Raw genomic sequence first — 18,643 nt, 5'->3', positions numbered from 1 at the left:
AGTGCCCCGGCCGGCGGGACACGCTGGTCGGGGCCGCAGGGCCTGCCGCGGCCTTGCACAACCCGGCGCGCGGGACCCGCGCGGACGCGAAGCGGACCTGTACACGAGGATGGGCACGGCACTCCTAGCCACGCGTACGCCCGTACTCGCCCGCACAGACCGACGGAACCCCCGATGACCGATCCCCTCTCCCGGGTCCCGGCCCGAACCGGCCGGGCCGCCCGGGTCCCCAAGCCGCCACGCGAGCGGACCTGGAAGGACCTGTCGCCGCTGCTGCGGCTGCTGATCCTGACACAGCTCGCCTTCAACGTCGGTTTCTACGCCGTACTGCCGTTCCTCGCCGAACACCTCGGCGCCTCGATCGGTATGGCGGGCTGGCTGGTCGGGTTCGTCCTGGGCTTGCGGACCTTCAGCCAGCAGGGCCTGTTCGTGGTGGGCGGCTGGCTGGTGGACCGGTACGGTGTGCGGCCGGTCGTGCTGGCCGGGTGTGTGCTGCGGATCGCCGGGTTCGCCTGGCTGGGGTACGCGGGAGCGGTCTGGAGCGTGGTCGGCGCGGTGTTGCTGATCGGGTTCGCCGCCGCGCTGTTCTCCCCGGCGGTGGAGTCCGAGGTGGCCCGGCAGGCGGTGATCTGGGAGCAGCAGGGCCGTGGCCCCCGTACGCGGGTGCTGGCCCTGTTCAGCGCGGCGGGGCAGGCCGGGGCCTTCGTCGGACCGCTGCTGGGTGGCTTGTTGCTGGTCGTGGACTTCCGTACCGCGTGCCTCGCCGGAGCGGCGGTGTTCGTCCTCGTCCTGGCCGGGCACGTGCGGCTGATGCCGCAGCACATCCCCGGCCGGGTCCGCACCCGGGAGCGGGGCGGGGTGCGCGCGATGCTGGTGAACCGCCGCTTCCTCGCCCTGTGCTGTGCGTACGGCACCTATCTGCTCGCCTACAACCAGCTCTACCTCGCCCTGCCCGACGAAGTGGAGCGCGCGACGGGCTCGCAGACTCCCCTGTCCTGGCTGTTCGCGCTGTCCTCCCTGCTGGTCGTGTGCGCCCAGCTGCCGGTGACCCGGTGGGCGGGCGACCGGCTCGATCTGCGCCGCTCGATGGCGGGCGGGCTGCTGCTCATCGCGGCCGGTTTCGCGGTGGTGGCCGCCACGCGCCCGGCAGGGTGGTCGGGTGCCGTGGGGCTGCTGCCCGCCGCGGGGTTCGTCGTCCTGCTCACCCTGGGCCAGATGCTGGTCGTCCCGGCCGCTCGGGCCTGGGTGCCCGACCTCGCCGAGGACGGACGACTCGGCCTCTACACCGGCACGCTGTCCTCCGTGTCCGGCCTGATCGTCCTCGTCGGCAGTTCGGCCACCGGCTCCCTGCTCGACCTGGGCCTCCCGGCGGCTGTGCCCTGGCTGGTCCTCGCCGCCGTTCCGGCCCTCGCGGTGGCGCTGCTGCCCCGCCGCGAAGCGTCTTGAGCCTCAGCGCTGTTCGAAGTAGCTGGGTGTGCCGTCCCGGTGTCGGCGCGGGCCACCTTCGCTCGTATGTCGATGCGGCCGCCGTGCTCGAAGTGGAGGGTGAACGGTACGAGGTCGCCTGCGCGCCACGCCGTCTTCGCCCGTAGCCTCACGTCCAGCCCGTGCGGGGACATGGTGATGCCGCCGCCTGCCGGGACGTCGGCGGACGCCACCTTCTGCCCGTACGCAGCCGCCCCGCCGGTTCGACGTCCTCCAGTCGCACATCGAACGTCCGGAGAACACGATCCGCTGGCAGTGGCGCGCCGGTGACGTCGCCATCTGGGACAACCGCGCCACCCAGCACTACGGCGTCGACGACTCCGACGCCCACGAGCGCACCCTGCGCCGCGTCACCATCGACGGCGACGTGCCGGTCGGGGTGGACGGTCGCCGCTCGGTGCTGCTCGCGCCGGAGTCGGTGCCCGACCCCGCCTATGGCATTGCCTCGGGTGCTTCCACCGATGGGGTGGTCGCGCAGGCCTGATCCGGCGATGGCCCGCGGCGCCTCTTCCTCTGGTCCGCCGCGCCTCGTCCGCCTACTTGGTGTCGACTCGTCCGAGCGGGTCGGGGCCGGCCGTCAGAGTGTCACGCGCCGCCTTCCAAGCCGGGTCCCCGGGATACAGCTCGGTACGGAGATAGGCCCAGGTGAGCCGCTGAACCGCGGAGACGCGCTCGGGGTTCTCGTCCGTGGTTTCGGCGACGTCATATCCGGCGACCCCGCCGAGCCCGTGCTCCGCGTCGAACAGCGTGAGCAGGGACTTGGGGCCCGGTGAGAGGACGTACGGATCGGTGTGCCACTCCGGGCCCATGACCGTCAGATGGCCGGAGGCGTCCTTGTCCCCGGCGACCACGAGCGCGGGTGTCGTCATCGTGGAGAAGTCCGTGGTCAGGAAGAACGGCATGCTCTCGGCCACGGACCGGGTGAGGGCATCGCCGCCTCGGCCGGGCGCGGCAAGCAGGACACCCGCCTTGATACGGGGCTCGGCCAGATTCACTTCCCGGCCGTCCTGCGGATCGGTGAGCCGGGCGCCGAGGAGCAGGCTCGCGGTGTGCCCGCCCATCGAGTGTCCGGCCACGGCGACCTTGCTGTGGTCCAGTCGCCCGAGGAGGTGCGGGACGGCCGCCTCGATCGCGTCGAGCTGGTCGAGGATGCGCTTCATGTCCTCGGCCCGTGACCGCCAGAACAGGGGCGCCCCGGGGGTCTCGGGATCGAGGCTCAGTGTCCTGGAGCTCAGATGGGTGGGCTGGATGACGACGAAGCCGTGCGCCGCCCAGGAGTTGGCGAGGGGGGCGTAGCCGTTCAGCGAGGAGAGGTGGTTCGAGTACCCGTGGCCGTGTGAGAGGAGGATGACCGGCAGATCGCTCCCGGTCACGGGCGCCGAGACGCGCATCTCCAGGTCCACGGCCCGGCCGGGCGCGGGCAGCGCGACCGGGCTGACCGAGAGCACGGGAGCGGGCGCGCCGAAGGTGTCGGCGGTGTAGGTCGGTTCACTCATGATGCGGGTTTCCCTTCCATGCGGAAGCGTCCGGCTTCGGCCACGACCAAAAACGGAACGCTGTTCCGATTAATATACGGAGCGATGTTCCGTTTCGTCAAAGGGCATCGGACCGCGCACAGTTCCGGGCGGGGAAGGCGCTGGGCAGCGCCGAGGACGCTGAAGAAGAAGGCTCTGGATGCCGCCCGGGGGATAGGCGACTCCGCATCGCCCGCGGCGGAGGGAAGGGCAGCGCACGGCACGAAGCTCACCGCGAGGTCCGTCTCCGAGCGCGTGAAGCAGGGGCTACCGGATGCCCTCGGGCGAAGCCTGAGCGTTCCCCGCGTCCACGGCGGTGGTCGGAGCGCTCGCTTGGCCCTCCCGATCCGGCTCAAACCCCGCGCAGGCCACGATCATCTTATCGAGTTAATACTGACGGCTCCCCCGGCCGATCAGGCACATCGGGCACTACCGTTCCCCGGGTCTGCGCGGATACCCGGACGGCTGCTCCCCCCTTTCCTCGTTTCCGGTGACGCGCATGCGCGCGAGGCCACCGCCGTTTACGAAGGAGAGCTCGCCCGATGACTGTTGGTACCAGCCCGGAAGCACCCATGGAGCCGCCTCGGCCATCCAGCCTGGGCACGGCGGCTGCCCGCAACCTTGCCACCACGACCAAGTCCGCGCCGCAGATGCAGGGGATCACCTCGCGCTGGTTGCTGCGGACGCTCCCCTGGGTCGAGGTCAAGGGCGGCACCTACCGGGTGAACCGTCGGCTGACCTACACCGTCGGCGACGGGCGCGTGGAGTTCGTCCAGGACGGTGCCACCGTCCGGGTGATCCCCCGTGAACTCGGCGAATTGGCCCTGCTGCGTGGCTTCGAGGACGTGGAGGTGCTGACCGCGATCGCCGACCGCTGCGTCCAGCGCGACTTCCGTGCCGGTGAGACGCTGGTCGAACGCGGCACGCCCGCCGAGCAGTTCCACATGATCGCTCACGGCCGCGTCAGCCAGACCACGGTCGGCAAGTACGGAAACGAGACCGCCGTCGCCGTACTCGCCGACGGCGACCGGTTCGGTGAGGACGCCCTGCTGGACGCGGACGCCCGGTGGGACTGCACCGCCACCGCCGAGACGTCCGGCACCCTGCTCACCCTGTCCCGCGCCGACTTCGACGCCGTGCTGTCCGCTGCGCCGGGACTCCAGGCCCACGTACGGGAGTTCCGTTCGCTCGCCGGCCGGAGCCAGAACCGTCGCGGGGAGGCCGAGATCGCCTTGTCTGCCGGGCACACGGGGGAACCCGCGCTGCCCGGTACGTTCGTCGACTACGAGCTGAAACCGCGCGAGTACGAACTCTCCGTCGCCCAGACCGTTCTGCGGATCCACACCAGGGTCGCCGACCTCTACAACGATCCGATGGACCAGACCGAGGAGCAGCTCAGGCTCGTCATCGAGGCGCTGCGTGAGCGCCAGGAGCACGAGCTGATCAACAACCGGGAGTTCGGTCTGCTCCACAACGCCGACTTCAAGCAGCGGATCCAGACCCACTCCGGTCCGCCCACCCCGGACGACCTCGACGAACTGCTCTGCCGCCGCCGTGGCTCCAAGTTCTTCCTCGCCCACCCCCGGACGATCGCGGCGATCGGGCGGGAGTTCAACTCCCGCGGGCTCTATCCGACCCACGTCGATCTCGGCGGGCAGCAGGTCCCGGCCTGGCGCGGCGTCCCGATCCTGCCCTGCAACAAGATCCCCATCACCAAGGAGAACACCAGCTCGGTCCTGGTCATGCGCACCGGCGAGGACAACCAGGGCGTCGTCGGCCTGCGTCAGACGGGTCTGCCGGAGGAGTACGAACCGGGTCTGTCGGTGCGCTTCATGGGGATCGACGAGAAGGCGATCATCTCCTACCTCGTCAGCGCCTACTACTCCGCCGCCATCCTGGTGCCGGACGCCCTCGGCGTGCTGGAGAACGTGCAGATCGCCCGTAGCCGCGATTAGCGCCTCCCCTGCCGGACGGCCACCCACCCCACCGAGGAGCCATGGATGTCTGCGCCTGAGTTTTCCCCTCCGCCTTCCCTGCCCACCCCGCCACCGGTCGACGTCGCTCCCGTTGACGCGGCTGCTGTCGAGGCGCGCGGCGCGCGCGCCGGCCTGGAGCGGATCCTGCGTGGCCCCAGCGGGCTGGGCACGGCGAGCCTGTACCCGGCCGCCCGGCGCGAGGAGTTGCGTACGCCGCCGACGCCTCCGGAGGCGCCCGCGGAGGGCAGTCCGGTCCCGGGCCTGTACCACCACCCGGTGCCGGAGCCCGATCCCGGGCGGGTGGAGGAGGTCAGCCGCAGGATCAAGGCCTGGGCGCTGGACGAGGTCGACCTGTACCCCGAGGAGTGGGAGGACCAGTTCGACGGCTTCTCCGTGGGGCGCTACATGGTCGCCTGCCATCCGGACGCCCCCACCGTCGACCACCTGATGCTGGCCACTCGCATGATGGTCGCCGAGAACGCGGTGGACGACTGCTACTGCGAGGACCACGGCGGCTCCCCCATCGGCCTCGGCGGACGCCTGCTGCTGGCGCACACCGCGCTCGACCCGCTGCACACCGCGAAGGAGTACCAGCCGCAGTGGGCGGAGTCGCTCCACTCGGACGCGCCCCGGCGCGCCTACCGCTCCGCCATGGAGTACTTCGTGCGCGAGGCCAGCGCCTCCCAGGCCGACCGGCTCCGGCACGACATGGCGCGTCTGCACATGGGGTACCTCGCCGAGGCCGCGTGGGCGCAGACGGACCACGTGCCCGAGGTGTGGGAATACCTGGTGATGCGCCAGTTCAACAACTTCCGGCCCTGCCCGACCATCACCGACACCGTCGGCGGCTACGAACTCCCGGCGGACCTGCACGCCCGGCCCGAGATGCAGCGGGTCATCGCGCTCGCCGGGAACGCCACCACCATCGTGAACGACCTGTACTCGTACACCAAGGAACTCGCCAGCCCCGGCAAGCATCTCAACCTGCCCGTGGTGATCGCCGAACGTGAGGGCGTCTCCGAGAGGGAGGCCTATCTGAAGGCGATCGAGGTGCACAACGACCTCATGCACGACTTCGAGGCCGAAGCCGCGGCCCTGGCCGCCGCCTGCCCCGTCCCGACCGTGCAGCGCTTTCTGCGCGGCGTGGCGGCGTGGGTCGACGGCAACCACTACTGGCACCAGACCAATACCTACCGCTACAGCCTGCCCGACTTCTGGTAAGAGGAATGGACTTATCGATGACCAGCACCGATTTCACCGCCGCCCCCTCCATGTTCATCCCCGCCCCGGTGACGCCCTACCAGGGGGACATCGCCCGCTACTGGGATCGCGAAGCCCGGCCCGTGAACCTGCGCCTCGGCGATGTGGACGGCCTGTACCACCACCACTACGGCGTCGGCGACGTCGACCACGCCGCCCTCGGCGATGTCGGCGCCGATGATTACGAGAAGAGGCTGATCGCCGAGTTGCACCGGCTGGAGTCGGCGCAGGCCGAACTCCTCCTGGACCACCTCGGTCCCATTGGGCGCGACGACACGCTCGTGGACGCCGGATGCGGCCGCGGCGGCTCGATGGTCATGGCCCACCAGCGCTTCGGATGCACGGTGGAGGGCGTCACGCTGTCGGCCAAGCAGGCCGACTTCGCCAACGGGCGTGCCCGTGAACTCGGCATCGAGGACCATGTCCGCGCCCGTGTCTGCGACATGCTCGCGACGCCGTTCGAGACCGGGCAGGCCGCGGCCTCGTGGAACAACGAGTCGAGCATGTACGTCGACCTGCACGACCTGTTCGCCGAGCACTCCCGCGTCCTCGCGGTCGGCGGCCGCTACGTGACCATCACCGGCTGCTGGAACCCGCGGTACGGCCAGCCGTCGAAGTGGGTGTCACAGATCAACGCGCACTTCGAGTGCAACATCCACTCCCGCCGGGAGTACCTGCGCGCCATGGCCGACAATCGCCTCGTACCGCAGGCCGTCATCGACCTCACGCCCGAGACCCTGCCCTACTGGGAGCTGCGGGCCACGTCCTCGCTGGTCACCGGCATCGAGGAAGCATTCATCAACTCGTACAAGGACGGCTCCTTCCAGTACCTCCTGATCGCAGCCGACCGCGTCTGACCGCCTGCCTGAGGAAAAGGGCCGGGTCCGTCCCCGACGGGCCCGGCCCTTCTTCCGTGCCGCGGGGATGTGCCATCGGGTCACTGCACCGGCTGCTGCCGGACGGGGAAGACGCCCTGGGCGACGACGATGACCGGACGCCGGCCTCGCGAGGTCTTCCGAGCCGCTATACGAGGTGAAACCGATTGGCCACCGGTCACCCCGCCCAGTGGTGGCGGGCGAGATCGGCCAGGGTGGTGAGGACGGTGCTGGGCAGTCGGTCCTTGTGGCGCAGGTAGTGGATGCCGAGGACGGGTTTACTGGTCCAGGGCAGGGTGGCCACCTCGCCGCGGGCGAGTTCATCGGTGACGGCGGCCGCGGGAAGCAGGGCGACGCCCAGGCCCGCCGCGGCACAGCGCTTGAGTGCCTCCACGCTGACGAATTCCATGGTGGTGGGGTGGATGGCCGCGCGGCCCAACTCGCGTTCCATGACGTCGCGCTGGGCGCAGCCGGGCTCGATGAGGAGCAAAGTTTCGTCGGCGAGGTCGGCGGTGTCGACGTGGCGGCGGTGGAGGAGCGGGTGGCCGGGGTGGGCGATCAGCCGCAGGGGTTCTCGGGCGAGGAGTTCGGTGGTGGCCATGGGGGCGGTGATCTGCTCTTCGAGCAGAAACCCGGCGTCGAGGGTCCCCTCGTTCAGGGAGGTCAGGAGGGTGTTTCTGCCCGCGGGGCCGAAGACCACGCGGAGGTGGGGGAAGTGGTCCATCAGAGCGCGGAGGACCGGTGGCAGAAGGTGGGCGCACAGGCTTTCGGGGGCAGCGATGCGCAGGGTGCCTCGGATGGTGCGGGGGTCGCCATCGGCCCCTTGGACGGCCTGGCGGGCCTGTTCCGCCTGGTGGGCGAGTTGCCGGGCGTGGGGCAGCAGCTCGCGCCCGGCGTGGGTGAGGGTGATGCGCCGTCCCAGGCGTTCGAAGAGGGCGGCGCCGAGGTCCTGCTCGAGGGCTTTGATGTGGGCGGTGACGCTCGACTGGACGTAGTCCAGGTCTTGGGCTGCGCGGGTGAAGCTCATGTGGCGGGCGACGGCGAGGAACGTCGTGAGGTGCTTCAGCTCCATTCACTCATCGTAATTGGTGATGGTTTGGATCGAGGATGTTCGTTGGACCCGATGGGTCCGGCGGCCTACAACTTGAGTCATGGCCCTCTTCACCTTTCCGCGCCGGACCGATCCGGCGGACCGGCGCTCCCCCACCGGACTGGAGGGGCGGGACTTCGTCCTGCTCATCGTCGCCACGCTGGGGACGTTCTCCAATTACGCGCCGCTGCTGTCGGTGGTGTCCCTGTGGTCGGCCGAGGGGGGCTCCGGGCACGGCGGGGTGGGTGCGGCCACCGGGGTGACCATGGCCACCACGGTGGGCATTCAGCTGGTGATGAGCCGGTTGCTGCGCCGGTACGGGCTGCGCCGGATCCTGGCCGCCGGGGCCCTGCTGCTGGGCCTGCCCACGTTCGCGTATCCGGTCTCCTCCGGTCTGGAGTGGGTGCTTGCCGTGTCGGCGGTGCGGGGCGTGGGCTTCGGCATGGTCGCGGTGGCGGGCAGCGCCCTGGTGGCCGAGCTGGTGCCGCCCGGCCAGCGTGGCCGGGCGGTGGGCCGGTACGGCATCGCGGTGGGGCTGCCGCAGGTGGTGTGCCTGCCGGCGGGGGTGTGGTGTGCCCAGCAGTTCGGTTTCACGGCGGTCTTCGTCGTCACCGGGGCCGCGAGCGTGCTGGCCGCTCCCCTGGCCGGGCTGATGTCGGGGCGACGGGCGGAGGAGAGCGAGGAGGAGCACGCGGCGAACGAGGCGGCGTCGTCCGAGCGGGGTGGTACGAGCCGTCCCGAGGGGGGTCTGCGCCCGCTGGCCGGGCCGTGGACGATGCTCATCGTCTCCGCGTGTGCCCTGGGAGGGATGACCTCCTTCCTTCCGCTCGCCCTGGAGGGGGACGCGGCCGCGCCGACCGCGCTGTTCGTGCTGTCCGCGGCGGTGATCGTGGGCCGCTGGGCGGCCGGGTCGTTCAGCGACCGCGCCGGGTCGGGGCGTCTGCTGGTGCCCGGGGTGCTGGCCTGCGCGCTCGGCACGGCGGGGGTTGCCGGGGCGGCCGCCGGGCTGCCCGCGGCGGCCGTGCTGGCCTCGGTCGCGGCGGGGCTGTACGGGCTGGGCTTCGGCGCGCTACAGAACGACACCCTGGTGATGATGTTCCGCCGGGCGGGCCCGCAGGGGCACGGCATGGCCAGCACGGCGTGGAACATGGCCTACGACGCGGGCACCGGGGCGGGTGCCGTGGTGGTGGGCGTGGCCTCCCAAGTGGTGGGCGTGGACGGCGCTTTCGCGGCGGCGGCCGCCCTGATCGGGCTGGTCGGTCCGCTCGCCCGGCTCGAGCGCGGCCATGAGAGGGCCCACCGGGCAACCCCGGCTCCGGCGGGCGAGACCTGCTGAACAGCGGTTGGCCGGAACGCTTCAAGCCGGCTTGCCGCGGACGTTCCCGGCACCGACGCTACACATTCCAGCGAACAGGAGAGCAGTTCGATGGCCATCACGTCACACTCCACCGGAAAGACCCGCAGCGGCGGGAGCGGAAGTGCCTTCGTCGACCTCAGTCACGAGATCACCTCGGGAGCGACGGCCTATCCCGGGATGCAGCAGCCGGTGCTGGAGGACTACATCTCGCGCGAGCAGTCACGGGAGATGTACGCGCCCGGCACACCAACCTGAGGAAGGCGCCCGAGCCCCACACCCCGGGGGGGCTGGCGATGACCGTTGCCGTGGCCCGGGCAAGGCACGCCACGATGAGCGTGCGGGGCTCCGCCATCCATCACGCACGCCTCCTGATCAACGATGTCGTCCCCTACGCGCTGCGCGTCTCCTGCGCCGACGACGTCATCCGCATCGAGGCCCCCGAGGCCGACCTCCGCATCCAGCTGCGCCCCACCCGCGCGGGAGACGGCACCCGGCTGAGCTTCTGTGCCACGTTCCGGGAGGACAAGCCCGCGGGGGCACCTGGTGGTCCAGCTGGGAGACGGAGGTCCGCGCCCAGCCGCACAGCCGCCACGTGGCGGGATCATCGCCGATGAGATCCGGCGAAGCCGTACCTGCCTCGCCCATGCCCTTCCCGATCCGACACACGATCCGGCACACGACCCGGTACGCGCCGAACCCGGCTGAATCGCTCCGGAGGCAGGCTGCCCGCCCCCGCGCACCACCCGGCGCTGGCAGCCTGCCTCCGTATGCGTCCGAGCGGCCGCTGACCAGGAAGCAGTGACGACATGGAACTGACCGAAGCAGTCCTCACCCGCCGAAGCCGGCAGCAGTTGACGGATCCCGCACCCGACGACGAACAGTTCACCCGGCTCCTGCGGACCGCCTCCGCCGCGCCGGACCACGGGCGGCTGCGGCCCTGGCGGTGGATCACGACGCCTTGGCGCTCCGGTTCGGGGAACAGCTGCTGGGGTGGCTCTGCATCGGCACTCCGCACCCGCACCGCTCGACGGTGCCGAAGCCGGTGCGCGATGTACGGGACACCATCACCCGGCTGGGCGCCTCGATCGAGTCGTCAACGGCGTGAGCTGGCCCTGGTGGTGGTCTTGCGGTAGCCGAAAGGGCCGGGGAGGTCCATCGAGGTCGTCCGGCGGCCGGTCGAGGAGTAGGTGCGCTTGGCGTCGCCCTTGCCGACCGTGACGGAGACGGACTTGCGGTTGATGTTGAGCCGGACGCCGGGAAGGATGCGGAAGCTCTTGCGGAAGGTGACGGGCACGATGACTCCTTTCCTCGCCTCTTCGCGTTCCCCGCACGCACGTTCGTACGCGGCCCGGGCTCCCGGAGACGCTTCACCAACAGGGCGGTGACGGCCGCGTCACGCCCGTGCTGGCACTCTCACCGGGAGAAATGTGCAGTGAGAGGGGTTTCGCCCGATGCCACCCCCGAAGGCCCTCGCGCTGCGGCCCAGGGCGTCGAAGAGGATTCCCGCCCCGGCGAACCCGGCGAAGGAGCGGCCGGACGTACGCGGCCCCGCGCGGCCCCCGTTGCCCGCATCCAACGCGGCGGTATCGGCGGCACTGGCCGCCGGGCGCGGACCGGCGCCGCTTCTGCCTCCGTCGGACCGGCTGCCGGACGCCGGGCAGGACACGGTCGGCAATGGCGCGGTCGCGGCGTCCGCGGCCTCCGGGGGCGCGCCGGAGGTGACGGCGCGTCCCGGCCCGGATGCGGATCCGAAGTTCACGGCGCTGAAGAAGGACGTACGGCACAAGAAGCGCTCGGTGGCGGCCTCGCACCCGCCTCCCCGGGCCGAGGCGACGGCGGCGCAGGACGCGGCGCTGGCGCCCAAGGACGACGCAGAGGCGCAGGGCAAGACGGCCAACGCCGAGAAGATGAACGAGGCCGAGCCGAAGGAGTTCGACAAGGAAGCGTTCATCCGGGCGGTCGAGAAGGCGATCGCGGAGAAGGCGCCGAAGAACCTGGACGAGGCGGACAAGTTCGCCGACTCCGGCAAGGCCGAAGAGGTACGGGCGGAGGTGCAGGGCCAGGTCGGTCAGGGCAAGTCGGACTCGGCCGAGCAGATCTCCACGACGACCGCGGCGCCGCCGGACACCTCGGCGGCGGTGCCGAAGAAGGTCGTCCCGCTGGCCGCCGACCGGCCGCCGGGGACGCCGGGGACGCCGGATCCGGCGAACGCCGTGCCGGACACGCTGCCGCCATCGGCCACCGACATGTCCGCGGGGCCCGCGCAGGTCGACCAGCACATGGCGGACGCGCAGGTCACCGAGGCACAGCTGAAGAAGTCCAACGAACCTGCGTTCGGCAAGGCGCTGGGCGAGAAGAAGGCCGCCGAACGGCATTCCGCGGCGGCGCCGGGACGGTTGCGCAAGCACGAGGCGGGCGAGCTGCGTGCGTCCACCGCGCGGGCGAAGCGGCTCGGCGCCGCGGCCATGGGCGCGATGGGCGCCCAGCGGGTGCGCACCGGGCAGCAGGTCGGCGCGGGCAAGTCCGGCGCCAAGGGCCGGGACGAGGACAAGCGGGCCCAGGTCACGGCGGTCCTGCAAGGCGTCTTCGACACGATGAAGAAGGACGTCGAGTCCATTCTCGACGGCCTCGACAAGCTGGTCGACGACCAGTTCGGCAGGGGTGAGAAAGCGGCCCGGGACGACTTCACCGCCGAGCACAAGCGGAAGATGGAGGAGTACAAGGAGCGTCGGTACTCGGGCTGGTCAGGCAAAGCGCGCTGGCTCCGGGACCTGTTCGCCGGACTGCCCGCGGAAGCCGACAAGATCTTCGACGAGGCCCGCGCCAACTACGTCCGCCGGATGCGGCAGGTGATCTCCGATGTCGCGGACACCATCGGCGCGGAGCTGAACCGGGCGAAGCGGCGCATCGCCCAGGGCCGGACCGAAATGCAGACCGCGGTGCGCAAGCTCCCGGCCGATCTCCGGTCCATCGGGCAGCAGGCGGCCGCCGAGTTCACCGCCACGTTCGACGAACTCACCCAGTCCGTGGACGACAAGGGCACCCAGCTCGTCGACACCCTGGCCACCAAGTACACCGAGGCGCTGAAGTCGGTCGACGACGAGGTCGCGGCGGAGAAGGAGAAGAACAAGGGCCTCGTGGACAAGGCCGTGAGCGCGGTCAAGGCCGTCATCGACACCATCCTGGAGCTGAAGCGGCTGCTGCTGTCGGTGCTCGCCAAGGCCGCGCAGGCGGTCATGCTGATCCTCAAGGACCCGATCGGCTTCCTGCGCAACCTGGTCTCGGCGGTCGGCGCCGGGCTGCGGCAGTTCCTGGCGAACATCGGCCGCCATCTGCAACAGGGCATCATGTCCTGGCTGTTGGGCAAGACGGCCGAGGCGGGCATCGAGGTGCCGTCGAAGTTCGACATCCAGGGCGTCCTCAAGATGCTCGCCTCGGTGCTCGGGCTGACCTGGCAGTCGGTCCGCGCCCGCATCGTCCGCAAGGTCCCCACGATGGAACCGGCGGTCACGGCGGCCGAAACCGCGGTGCCGCTGGTCTCGGAGGTCCGCAAGCGGGGCGTCGCGGGGATGTGGGACGACCTCAAGACGCGCGTGGGGGACCTCAAGAAGGACCTGCTCGACAAGGTCATCGCGTATGTGACGCCCACGATTATCCAGGCCGGGATCATGTGGGTGCTCTCGCTGCTCAACCCCGCGTCCGCGTTCGTCCGGGCGGTGAAGCTGATCATCGACTTCGTGCGCTTCATCGTCACCCAGGCGCGCCAGATCTTCGAGTTCGTGAACGCCGTGCTCGACGCGATCATCGCCATCGCCAGGGGCGGCAGCGGTGGCGTACCAGGCCTGATCGAACGCGCCCTGGCCCGGTCCATCCCGGTCCTGCTGGGCGTGTTGGCGGCGGTCCTGGGCGTGGGCGGCATCGCCTCCCGGGTGAAGCAGATCGTCCAGGCGATGTCCAAGCCGGTGAACCGGGCGGTGGACTGGGTGATCGACAAGATCGTGGGCCTGGTGAAGAAGCTCTGGGCCAAGATCAGGTCGAAGTTCGACAAGAAGAAGCCCAAACCGAAGCCCAAGCCCAAGCCCGAAGCGAAGGACAGGAAGCGGCCGGGCAGGCCGCGTCGGCGGAAGCGTCCGGACCAGCGGCGCCGCCCCCGCAAGGACGACCGGCGCAGGCCCAAGCGCAGACGCGACCCGAAGAAGAAGCGGCCGGACAAGAAGCGGCGGGACAAGCGGACGGAGGCGGACAAGAAGCGCGCCCTCGACGCCGCCGTACGGGACGCGACGCGGCTGCTCAACGAGGAGTCGGCGACGGTCAAGTCCGTACGGCGCGGGCTCCCGGCCATCAAGCGGCGGCACCGCCTCACGCGGATCCGGCTCACCAAGGTGACCGGGGACAAGTACCGCATCAAGGTGGCCATCAACCCGAAGGCGGAGACCCCGGTCGAGGACCTGGGCGACAAGTTCCCCTACAAGATCGGCCCGGCCGAGGGCACTTTCGAGATCAGGAAGCATGGGAAGGTGGTCGACCAGCTCAACGCGATCACGAACATCCCCATGGCGGGGAGCGACCGGAGGACCGGCTTCGTCGTCAACATGGCGGCCGTCCCGGGCGAGGTGAAGAAGAACCCGGGCATGGCCGCCCGCTACCTCCACGACGCCTGGAAGAGCCCCGAGACCAAGCACTTCGGGCCGGTGAGCACCGCCGTCGTGATCGGTGTCAACACCTTCGAGCACCTCGACCAGAAGGACGACAGCAAGGTCCTCAACGAGGCCATCGACGTCGTCGAGCGGCCGCTCAAGCTCATCATGGCCGTGTTCGGCTTCATCTGGACGCCCAGGTGGCTCCACACAGACGGCCGTGAGGTCCCCATGGCGGAGGTCCGCACGAAGTACCGGGAGCTGACGAACGACGAGAAGCGGGTGGCCGAGAAGCAGGAAAAGGGCCTGCGCGACAAGGGCGCGCTGCCCTACGGCCTCTTCCGGGAAGAGGTGACGAACTCCTCGTACACCCGCAAGGCGACGGACATCCTGTCCGCGGCGAACGACCAGGTCCACATCCTGGGCCAGGACGCCGACACCGGGGTCGCGGTGTCCGAGACGACGGGGGTCCTCGCCGCGTACAAGCGGATCCTGGACGCGATGGCGAGCCATCCGCAGATCACCATCGGCGGCTACCGCTTCAAGGGCTTCAACTGGAGCCCGGAGGGCGACCAGCGGCCCAAGCAGCTCACGCTGCTCGCCAACGAACTGGACCGGGCGATCCGCGTGGTCATCGGCAAGAAGTTCCCGCAGATGCTCTACCCGACCGAGCCGAACATGCTGATCAAGGCGTGGGACCGGCACCGGCCGGACGGCCTGTTCCAGGACATCCGCCTGGCCGCCCTGCTCAAGATCCAGGGCGGGCTCTACGGAGTCGGCAGTGCGGAAGGGCGCACCCTGCGGATCCGGTACATGGAGGTCTTCGGCGAGGAGTTGCCCGTCGCCTACGTCCCCGAGGCCTCCACCACCACCAGCCCGGAGCCGGGCGACCGGGACCGCGGACTGACCGTGGAACCGTCGGACGTCCAGCTGGCCGCCCGGGGCAGGATGCGGGCCAAGGGCGGCGCGGAGGAGGCCATCCGCGTCGCGCACCGGATGTACGCGCTCATCATCCAGGCGCAGTCCTACACCAGCGCGCACACCCTCTCCCGGGAGTACTTCCACGCGAATCCCGGGATGTCCAAGAAGCTGCGGTTCACTCTGCGGGACACCGTCTTCGTCCATGTGGAGAACGTCGCGATGCTCATGGCCGACAACCCCAGGCTGACCGCCGAGAGCCCGGGCATCAAGGCGGAGCTTCAGCAGCTGGCGGAAGCCGTCGACCGGCTCGTCCGCGGCGCGGGCGGCGACGAGGGGCGCAAACGGGCCGTGCAGCGGGCCCGCGATCTGACCTCGGACATCATCAAGGCGATGACCGCGCCCGAGCTGCGCACCTACTGGGAGAGTGTCAGTACGGCCCTCGACGAGGCCATGAGGGACGCACCGGAGAGCGGAGGAGAGGCGCAGTGAACCCGGAGACCGTCGAACGGCTGCGGGAGGCGGCGTCGCGCGACGACTACGGCTCGATGGCGCGCCTGGCGCGGGCGCTGTACGACAGCGGGCTGGGGCCGCGCGAGGTGCTGCGCGAGGCGTACGGTGCCTCCTTCCCCGAGGAGGTCTTCGTCATCGTCGGCGCGGGGCTGTCCTCCCTGGACCTGCTGGCCTACTTCGCCAATCAGCCCTGGCAGCTGGCCGTCCCGCCCGAGCGGGGCGGCCCCGCCGACGTCCCCGGCCCGCTGGACGACACCGAACGGCTGGTCCTGGCCCTGGACCCCGGTCTGGTGCCGCTGGTGCAGATTCCCGCGGCCACGTCCGCCGGGGACGACCACATCGTGTGCTACCGGACCGAGGAACTGCGGGCGGGCCGGTCCACGGTCTTCTGTCTCCGCTCGGCGGCCTACCCCTACAGCGAGGTGCGCGACGCCGAGGCGGTGCGCTGCGGGGATTCCCTGCTGGACGTGTTGTACGAGGTGCACGCCGACGAAGCACGCCGACTTGACGAGGAATCGCGGCAGCCGTGGAACCGGGGCGCGGGGGCCGTGGACCGCGCGGAGGTGGAGCAGGCGCACGCCTCCCTCGAACTGGTCGAGGAGCTGCGGCGGAAGGCGGCCGGGCGTCAGGAGGGCTGAGCGGCCTTCGCCGCCTTCGGCGCCACCACCGCCACCACGACCGGCGGAGCCGGGACGGGGCTCGCCTGGGCCGCCGCGCCCGCCACGGCCGCGTTGCCCACCTGGTTCTGGCCCGCCGCCAGGAGCCGATCGAGAGGGGTCGGCGACTGCGGCACGGCGGGAGCGGGGGCCGGGGTCTGGCGGGTGGCCGTGGCCGCTTCCTGCGGCCGTGCCGGTGGGACGGGGGCCACCAGGCGGTGCAGGGAGAGCGGGGGTTCGGTGGGCAGCATCGGCGGTCACCCCTGGGTCGCGTCGTCGAGGAGGTGGGCGTGGGGCCCCAGTTCGGCCGGGCGCAGCAGGCGGGCCTCGCGCTGGAACTGGCGTGCCACGCCGCGGACGATGTGGCGCATGCCGATGGTAGCGCTGTCGCCGTCCGCTGCGGAGAGGGCGGCGGTGCGGGCCGCCGCGGTGATGCCCGCGCCGGTCATGTCGAGTCGGGCCAGGGCGTCCAGGTCCACGTCGGGGGCGAGCGGGGCTTCCCGGGGGAAGACGAGGCGCCATAGTCTGCGGCGTTCGGCGGCGGACGGGCGGGGGAAGTGGACGACGAAGTGGAAGCGGCGGGTGAACGCCGGGTCGATGTTGTCCTTCAGGTTGCTGGTCAGGATCACCAGGCCGTCGCTGGCCTCCAGGCGCTGGAGGAGGTAGCCGACTTCGAGGTTGGCGTACCGGTCGGTGCCGTGCTTCACCTCGCCGCGCTTGCCGAACAGGGCGTCGGCCTCGTCGAAGAGCAGCACCGCGTGGCTCTCCTCGGCCTGCCGGAACGCGGTCTCCATGTTCTTCTCCGTCTCCCCCACCCACTTGGAGACGACCTGGGCGAGGTCCACCTTGAGCAGTTCCAGGCCCAGCATGCCGGTGACGATCTCGGCGGACATGGTCTTGCCGGTTCCGGGCTCCCCGGTGAAGAGCGCCTTGACCCCGCCGTGTCCGGAGCGGCGGGCGAAGCCCCAGCTCTCGGCGATCCGGGGCCAGGCGCGGAACGCCGAGGCGATCTCCAGGATCTGGCGGAACTGGACGTCGGGCAGGACCAGGTCGTCGACGGTGCGGCGGGGCACGATGGAGTGGACGGCGCTGCCGCTGCGTCCGCGGGTGACGGTGGCGATGGCGGGCTCGACGTGGTCGGCGACCGGCTCCGGGCGCCCGTTGCCCGCCAGGCGCGCCCCGGCGTCCGCGACCGAGGCGACGGCGCGCAGTTCGCCGCCGCTCATCCGGTACCGGACGGCGAGGTCTTCCAGGAGCGGCCCGTCCAGGTCCGGGAGCGCGGCGGACCACATCGCCCGACGGTCGGTGAACCCCGGTGCGGGCACGGTGAGTTCGGCGTAGGCGCGCGCGGCCAGCAGACCCGGGGGACGCCAGGGCTTCAGCCCGGTCAGGCACACCGGCACGCGTGAACGCAGCAGTGCGGCGGAGATCGCGTCGGCGTGGGGCCGCCGCTGCTCGCCGTGGAGGTCGTCGGTGGGGATCCACAGGACCGCGCCCAGCGCCGCGGCCGTCCGCAGGTCGGCCTCGGGGTCGGCGGTCAGGGCGCGCAGCGGTGCCTCCGCGGCCCGGGTCAGGGCCTGGACGGCGTCGAGCTGGCCGTCGGGCGGGCAGCCCCACAGCCCGGCCAGGTCGAGGTCACCGGAGCCGAGCGCGCGGCCCAGCCGGGTGAGCTGGTCCGAGGACAGGTAGGGGGACAGGACGCGTGGTTCGGGTGGCGCGACCTCGCCGGGGTCGTGGCCGAGCAGTCCGACGTCGCCGCCCCAGCCGAGCAGGAAGTCCAGCACCCCGGGGCCGAGGATCAGTTCCTGGGCCAGCTCGACCGCGGCCTCGCCGTGCGCGCGCAGCAGACCGTAGCGGCGCAAAGGTGCGGACGGGCCGAGGGAGCGGCGCAGGGCGAGGCGGGCGGGTGCGCTGTCCGCGCCGACGGTCACCAGCAGTTCGACGCTGGGGAGGCGCCGGTTCAGGTTGTCCACGATGTAGGCGTAGATCCGCTCGTAGCCGCGGTCCAGTTCGGGCGCGGCGACCAGCAGCAGCGCGTCCTGTTCGGCGCGGGTCAGGCCGAACCGGGTGGCGAGGGCGTCCAGGGGCAGGGTGGTGCCCTCGGCGGACGCGCGCCGCCTCAGGTCGCGTTCGGCGTCCGGCTCGGGCCGCGGGGGTGCGTACGGCTCGGCCATGGTGTCGGTGAAGGTGTGCACTTCGCCGAGGAGGACGTCGACCTGTTCGTCGGTGACGCAGTACGGGGTGAGGTCCGGCCGGGTGAGCCGGGCCGCGAGCCGCGCCTGCCGTTCGACGGCGGCCCGCAGCGCGCGGTGTGCGTCGGCCAGCCGGATGCGCAGGTGCTCCACCGCTGGTTCGCCCATGT

The 18,643-nt window shown here is 71.1% G+C and carries 15 protein-coding genes and 3 pseudogenes; 12 read left to right on the top strand and 6 right to left on the bottom strand.

Annotation, left to right across the window (positions count from 1 at the left end):
* The first annotated feature begins 174 nt into the window (after positions 1 to 174).
* Positions 175 to 1,446 carry an MDR family MFS transporter gene (locus LCH29_RS05395; protein WP_446460520.1) on the top strand — a complete coding sequence of 424 codons (1,272 nt, stop codon included), beginning with the start codon at positions 175 to 177 and terminating at the stop codon, positions 1,444 to 1,446.
* A gap of 128 nt (positions 1,447 to 1,574) precedes the next feature.
* Here the strand turns inward: LCH29_RS05395 and LCH29_RS05390 are convergent.
* Positions 1,575 to 1,619, bottom strand: a pseudogene (locus tag LCH29_RS05390) (hypothetical protein); the annotation flags it as partial.
* A 71-nt stretch (positions 1,620 to 1,690) separates the two neighbouring features.
* Here LCH29_RS05390 and LCH29_RS05385 point away from each other — a divergent pair.
* A pseudogene (locus LCH29_RS05385) lies at positions 1,691 to 1,969 on the top strand (TauD/TfdA dioxygenase family protein); the annotation flags it as partial.
* A gap of 52 nt (positions 1,970 to 2,021) precedes the next feature.
* Here the strand turns inward: LCH29_RS05385 and LCH29_RS05380 are convergent.
* Positions 2,022 to 2,981, bottom strand: coding sequence for an alpha/beta hydrolase family protein (locus LCH29_RS05380; protein ID WP_446460519.1), 960 nt, complete (start codon positions 2,979 to 2,981; stop codon positions 2,022 to 2,024).
* A gap of 560 nt (positions 2,982 to 3,541) precedes the next feature.
* Here LCH29_RS05380 and LCH29_RS05375 point away from each other — a divergent pair.
* Genes LCH29_RS05375 through LCH29_RS05365 form a run of 3 tightly spaced genes read left to right on the top strand, consistent with a single transcriptional unit; the run spans position 3,542 to position 7,092 of the window.
* A complete protein-coding gene (locus LCH29_RS05375) occupies positions 3,542 to 4,954 on the top strand; it encodes a family 2B encapsulin nanocompartment shell protein (RefSeq protein ID WP_446460518.1) in 1,413 nt (470 codons plus the stop codon).
* A gap of 45 nt (positions 4,955 to 4,999) precedes the next feature.
* Entirely contained in the window at positions 5,000 to 6,196 is a 1,197-nt protein-coding gene (locus tag LCH29_RS05370) for a family 2 encapsulin nanocompartment cargo protein terpene cyclase (protein ID WP_446460517.1), read from the top strand.
* A 17-nt stretch (positions 6,197 to 6,213) separates the two neighbouring features.
* On the top strand, positions 6,214 to 7,092 hold the full coding sequence (locus LCH29_RS05365) for a geranyl diphosphate 2-C-methyltransferase (protein WP_446460516.1): 879 nt from the start codon (positions 6,214 to 6,216) through the stop codon (positions 7,090 to 7,092).
* Between the two features lie 196 nt (positions 7,093 to 7,288).
* On the opposite strand, the gene LCH29_RS05360 is transcribed toward LCH29_RS05365, so the two are convergent.
* The gene (locus LCH29_RS05360) at positions 7,289 to 8,182 is read right to left on the bottom strand and encodes a LysR family transcriptional regulator (RefSeq protein ID WP_446460515.1); all 894 of its coding nucleotides are present in this window, start codon (positions 8,180 to 8,182) and stop codon (positions 7,289 to 7,291) included.
* A gap of 79 nt (positions 8,183 to 8,261) precedes the next feature.
* On the opposite strand from LCH29_RS05360, the gene LCH29_RS05355 reads away from it, so the two are divergent.
* From LCH29_RS05355 to LCH29_RS05335, 5 genes and pseudogenes are all read left to right on the top strand, one after another.
* Positions 8,262 to 9,536 (top strand): MFS transporter, encoded by a 1,275-nt coding sequence (locus LCH29_RS05355; RefSeq protein WP_446460514.1) that lies wholly within the window; start codon positions 8,262 to 8,264, stop codon positions 9,534 to 9,536.
* A 90-nt stretch (positions 9,537 to 9,626) separates the two neighbouring features.
* Positions 9,627 to 9,812 (top strand): hypothetical protein, encoded by a 186-nt coding sequence (locus LCH29_RS05350; protein ID WP_446460513.1) that lies wholly within the window; start codon positions 9,627 to 9,629, stop codon positions 9,810 to 9,812.
* 38 nt (positions 9,813 to 9,850) lie between these two features.
* Positions 9,851 to 10,171: a hypothetical protein gene (locus LCH29_RS05345; protein ID WP_446460512.1), complete on the top strand. Its 321-nt coding sequence runs from the start codon at positions 9,851 to 9,853 to the stop codon at positions 10,169 to 10,171.
* A gap of 192 nt (positions 10,172 to 10,363) precedes the next feature.
* Positions 10,364 to 10,450 (top strand): annotated as a pseudogene (locus LCH29_RS05340) (nitroreductase family protein); the annotation flags it as partial.
* 65 nt (positions 10,451 to 10,515) lie between these two features.
* Positions 10,516 to 10,662 carry a hypothetical protein gene (locus tag LCH29_RS05335; RefSeq protein WP_446460583.1) on the top strand — a complete coding sequence of 49 codons (147 nt, stop codon included), beginning with the start codon at positions 10,516 to 10,518 and terminating at the stop codon, positions 10,660 to 10,662.
* On the opposite strand, the gene LCH29_RS05330 is transcribed toward LCH29_RS05335, so the two are convergent.
* A complete protein-coding gene (locus LCH29_RS05330) occupies positions 10,651 to 10,851 on the bottom strand; it encodes a DUF4236 domain-containing protein (RefSeq protein ID WP_446460511.1) in 201 nt (66 codons plus the stop codon). The genes LCH29_RS05335 and LCH29_RS05330 overlap by 12 nt on opposite strands.
* Positions 10,852 to 11,008: 157 nt before the next feature.
* Here LCH29_RS05330 and LCH29_RS05325 point away from each other — a divergent pair, with 157 nt between their 5' ends.
* A complete protein-coding gene (locus LCH29_RS05325) occupies positions 11,009 to 15,604 on the top strand; it encodes a hypothetical protein (protein ID WP_446460510.1) in 4,596 nt (1,531 codons plus the stop codon).
* Positions 15,601 to 16,263 carry a hypothetical protein gene (locus LCH29_RS05320; protein ID WP_446460509.1) on the top strand — a complete coding sequence of 221 codons (663 nt, stop codon included), beginning with the start codon at positions 15,601 to 15,603 and terminating at the stop codon, positions 16,261 to 16,263. The genes LCH29_RS05325 and LCH29_RS05320 overlap by 4 nt, the downstream gene beginning before the upstream one ends.
* On the opposite strand, the gene LCH29_RS05315 is transcribed toward LCH29_RS05320, so the two are convergent.
* Together LCH29_RS05315 and LCH29_RS05310 are read right to left on the bottom strand one after the other, a co-directional pair.
* Positions 16,251 to 16,532 carry a hypothetical protein gene (locus LCH29_RS05315; protein WP_446460508.1) on the bottom strand — a complete coding sequence of 94 codons (282 nt, stop codon included), beginning with the start codon at positions 16,530 to 16,532 and terminating at the stop codon, positions 16,251 to 16,253. The genes LCH29_RS05320 and LCH29_RS05315 overlap by 13 nt on opposite strands.
* Positions 16,533 to 16,538: 6 nt before the next feature.
* On the bottom strand, positions 16,539 to 18,641 hold the full coding sequence (locus tag LCH29_RS05310) for an ATP-binding protein (protein WP_446460507.1): 2,103 nt from the start codon (positions 18,639 to 18,641) through the stop codon (positions 16,539 to 16,541).
* Positions 18,642 to 18,643: the final 2 nt, after the last annotated feature.

Source organism: Streptomyces sp. BRA346 (assembly GCF_052851135.1).
The sequence above is the reverse complement of the archived record's forward strand: the minus strand, read 5'-3'. Positions and strand labels throughout refer to the sequence as shown.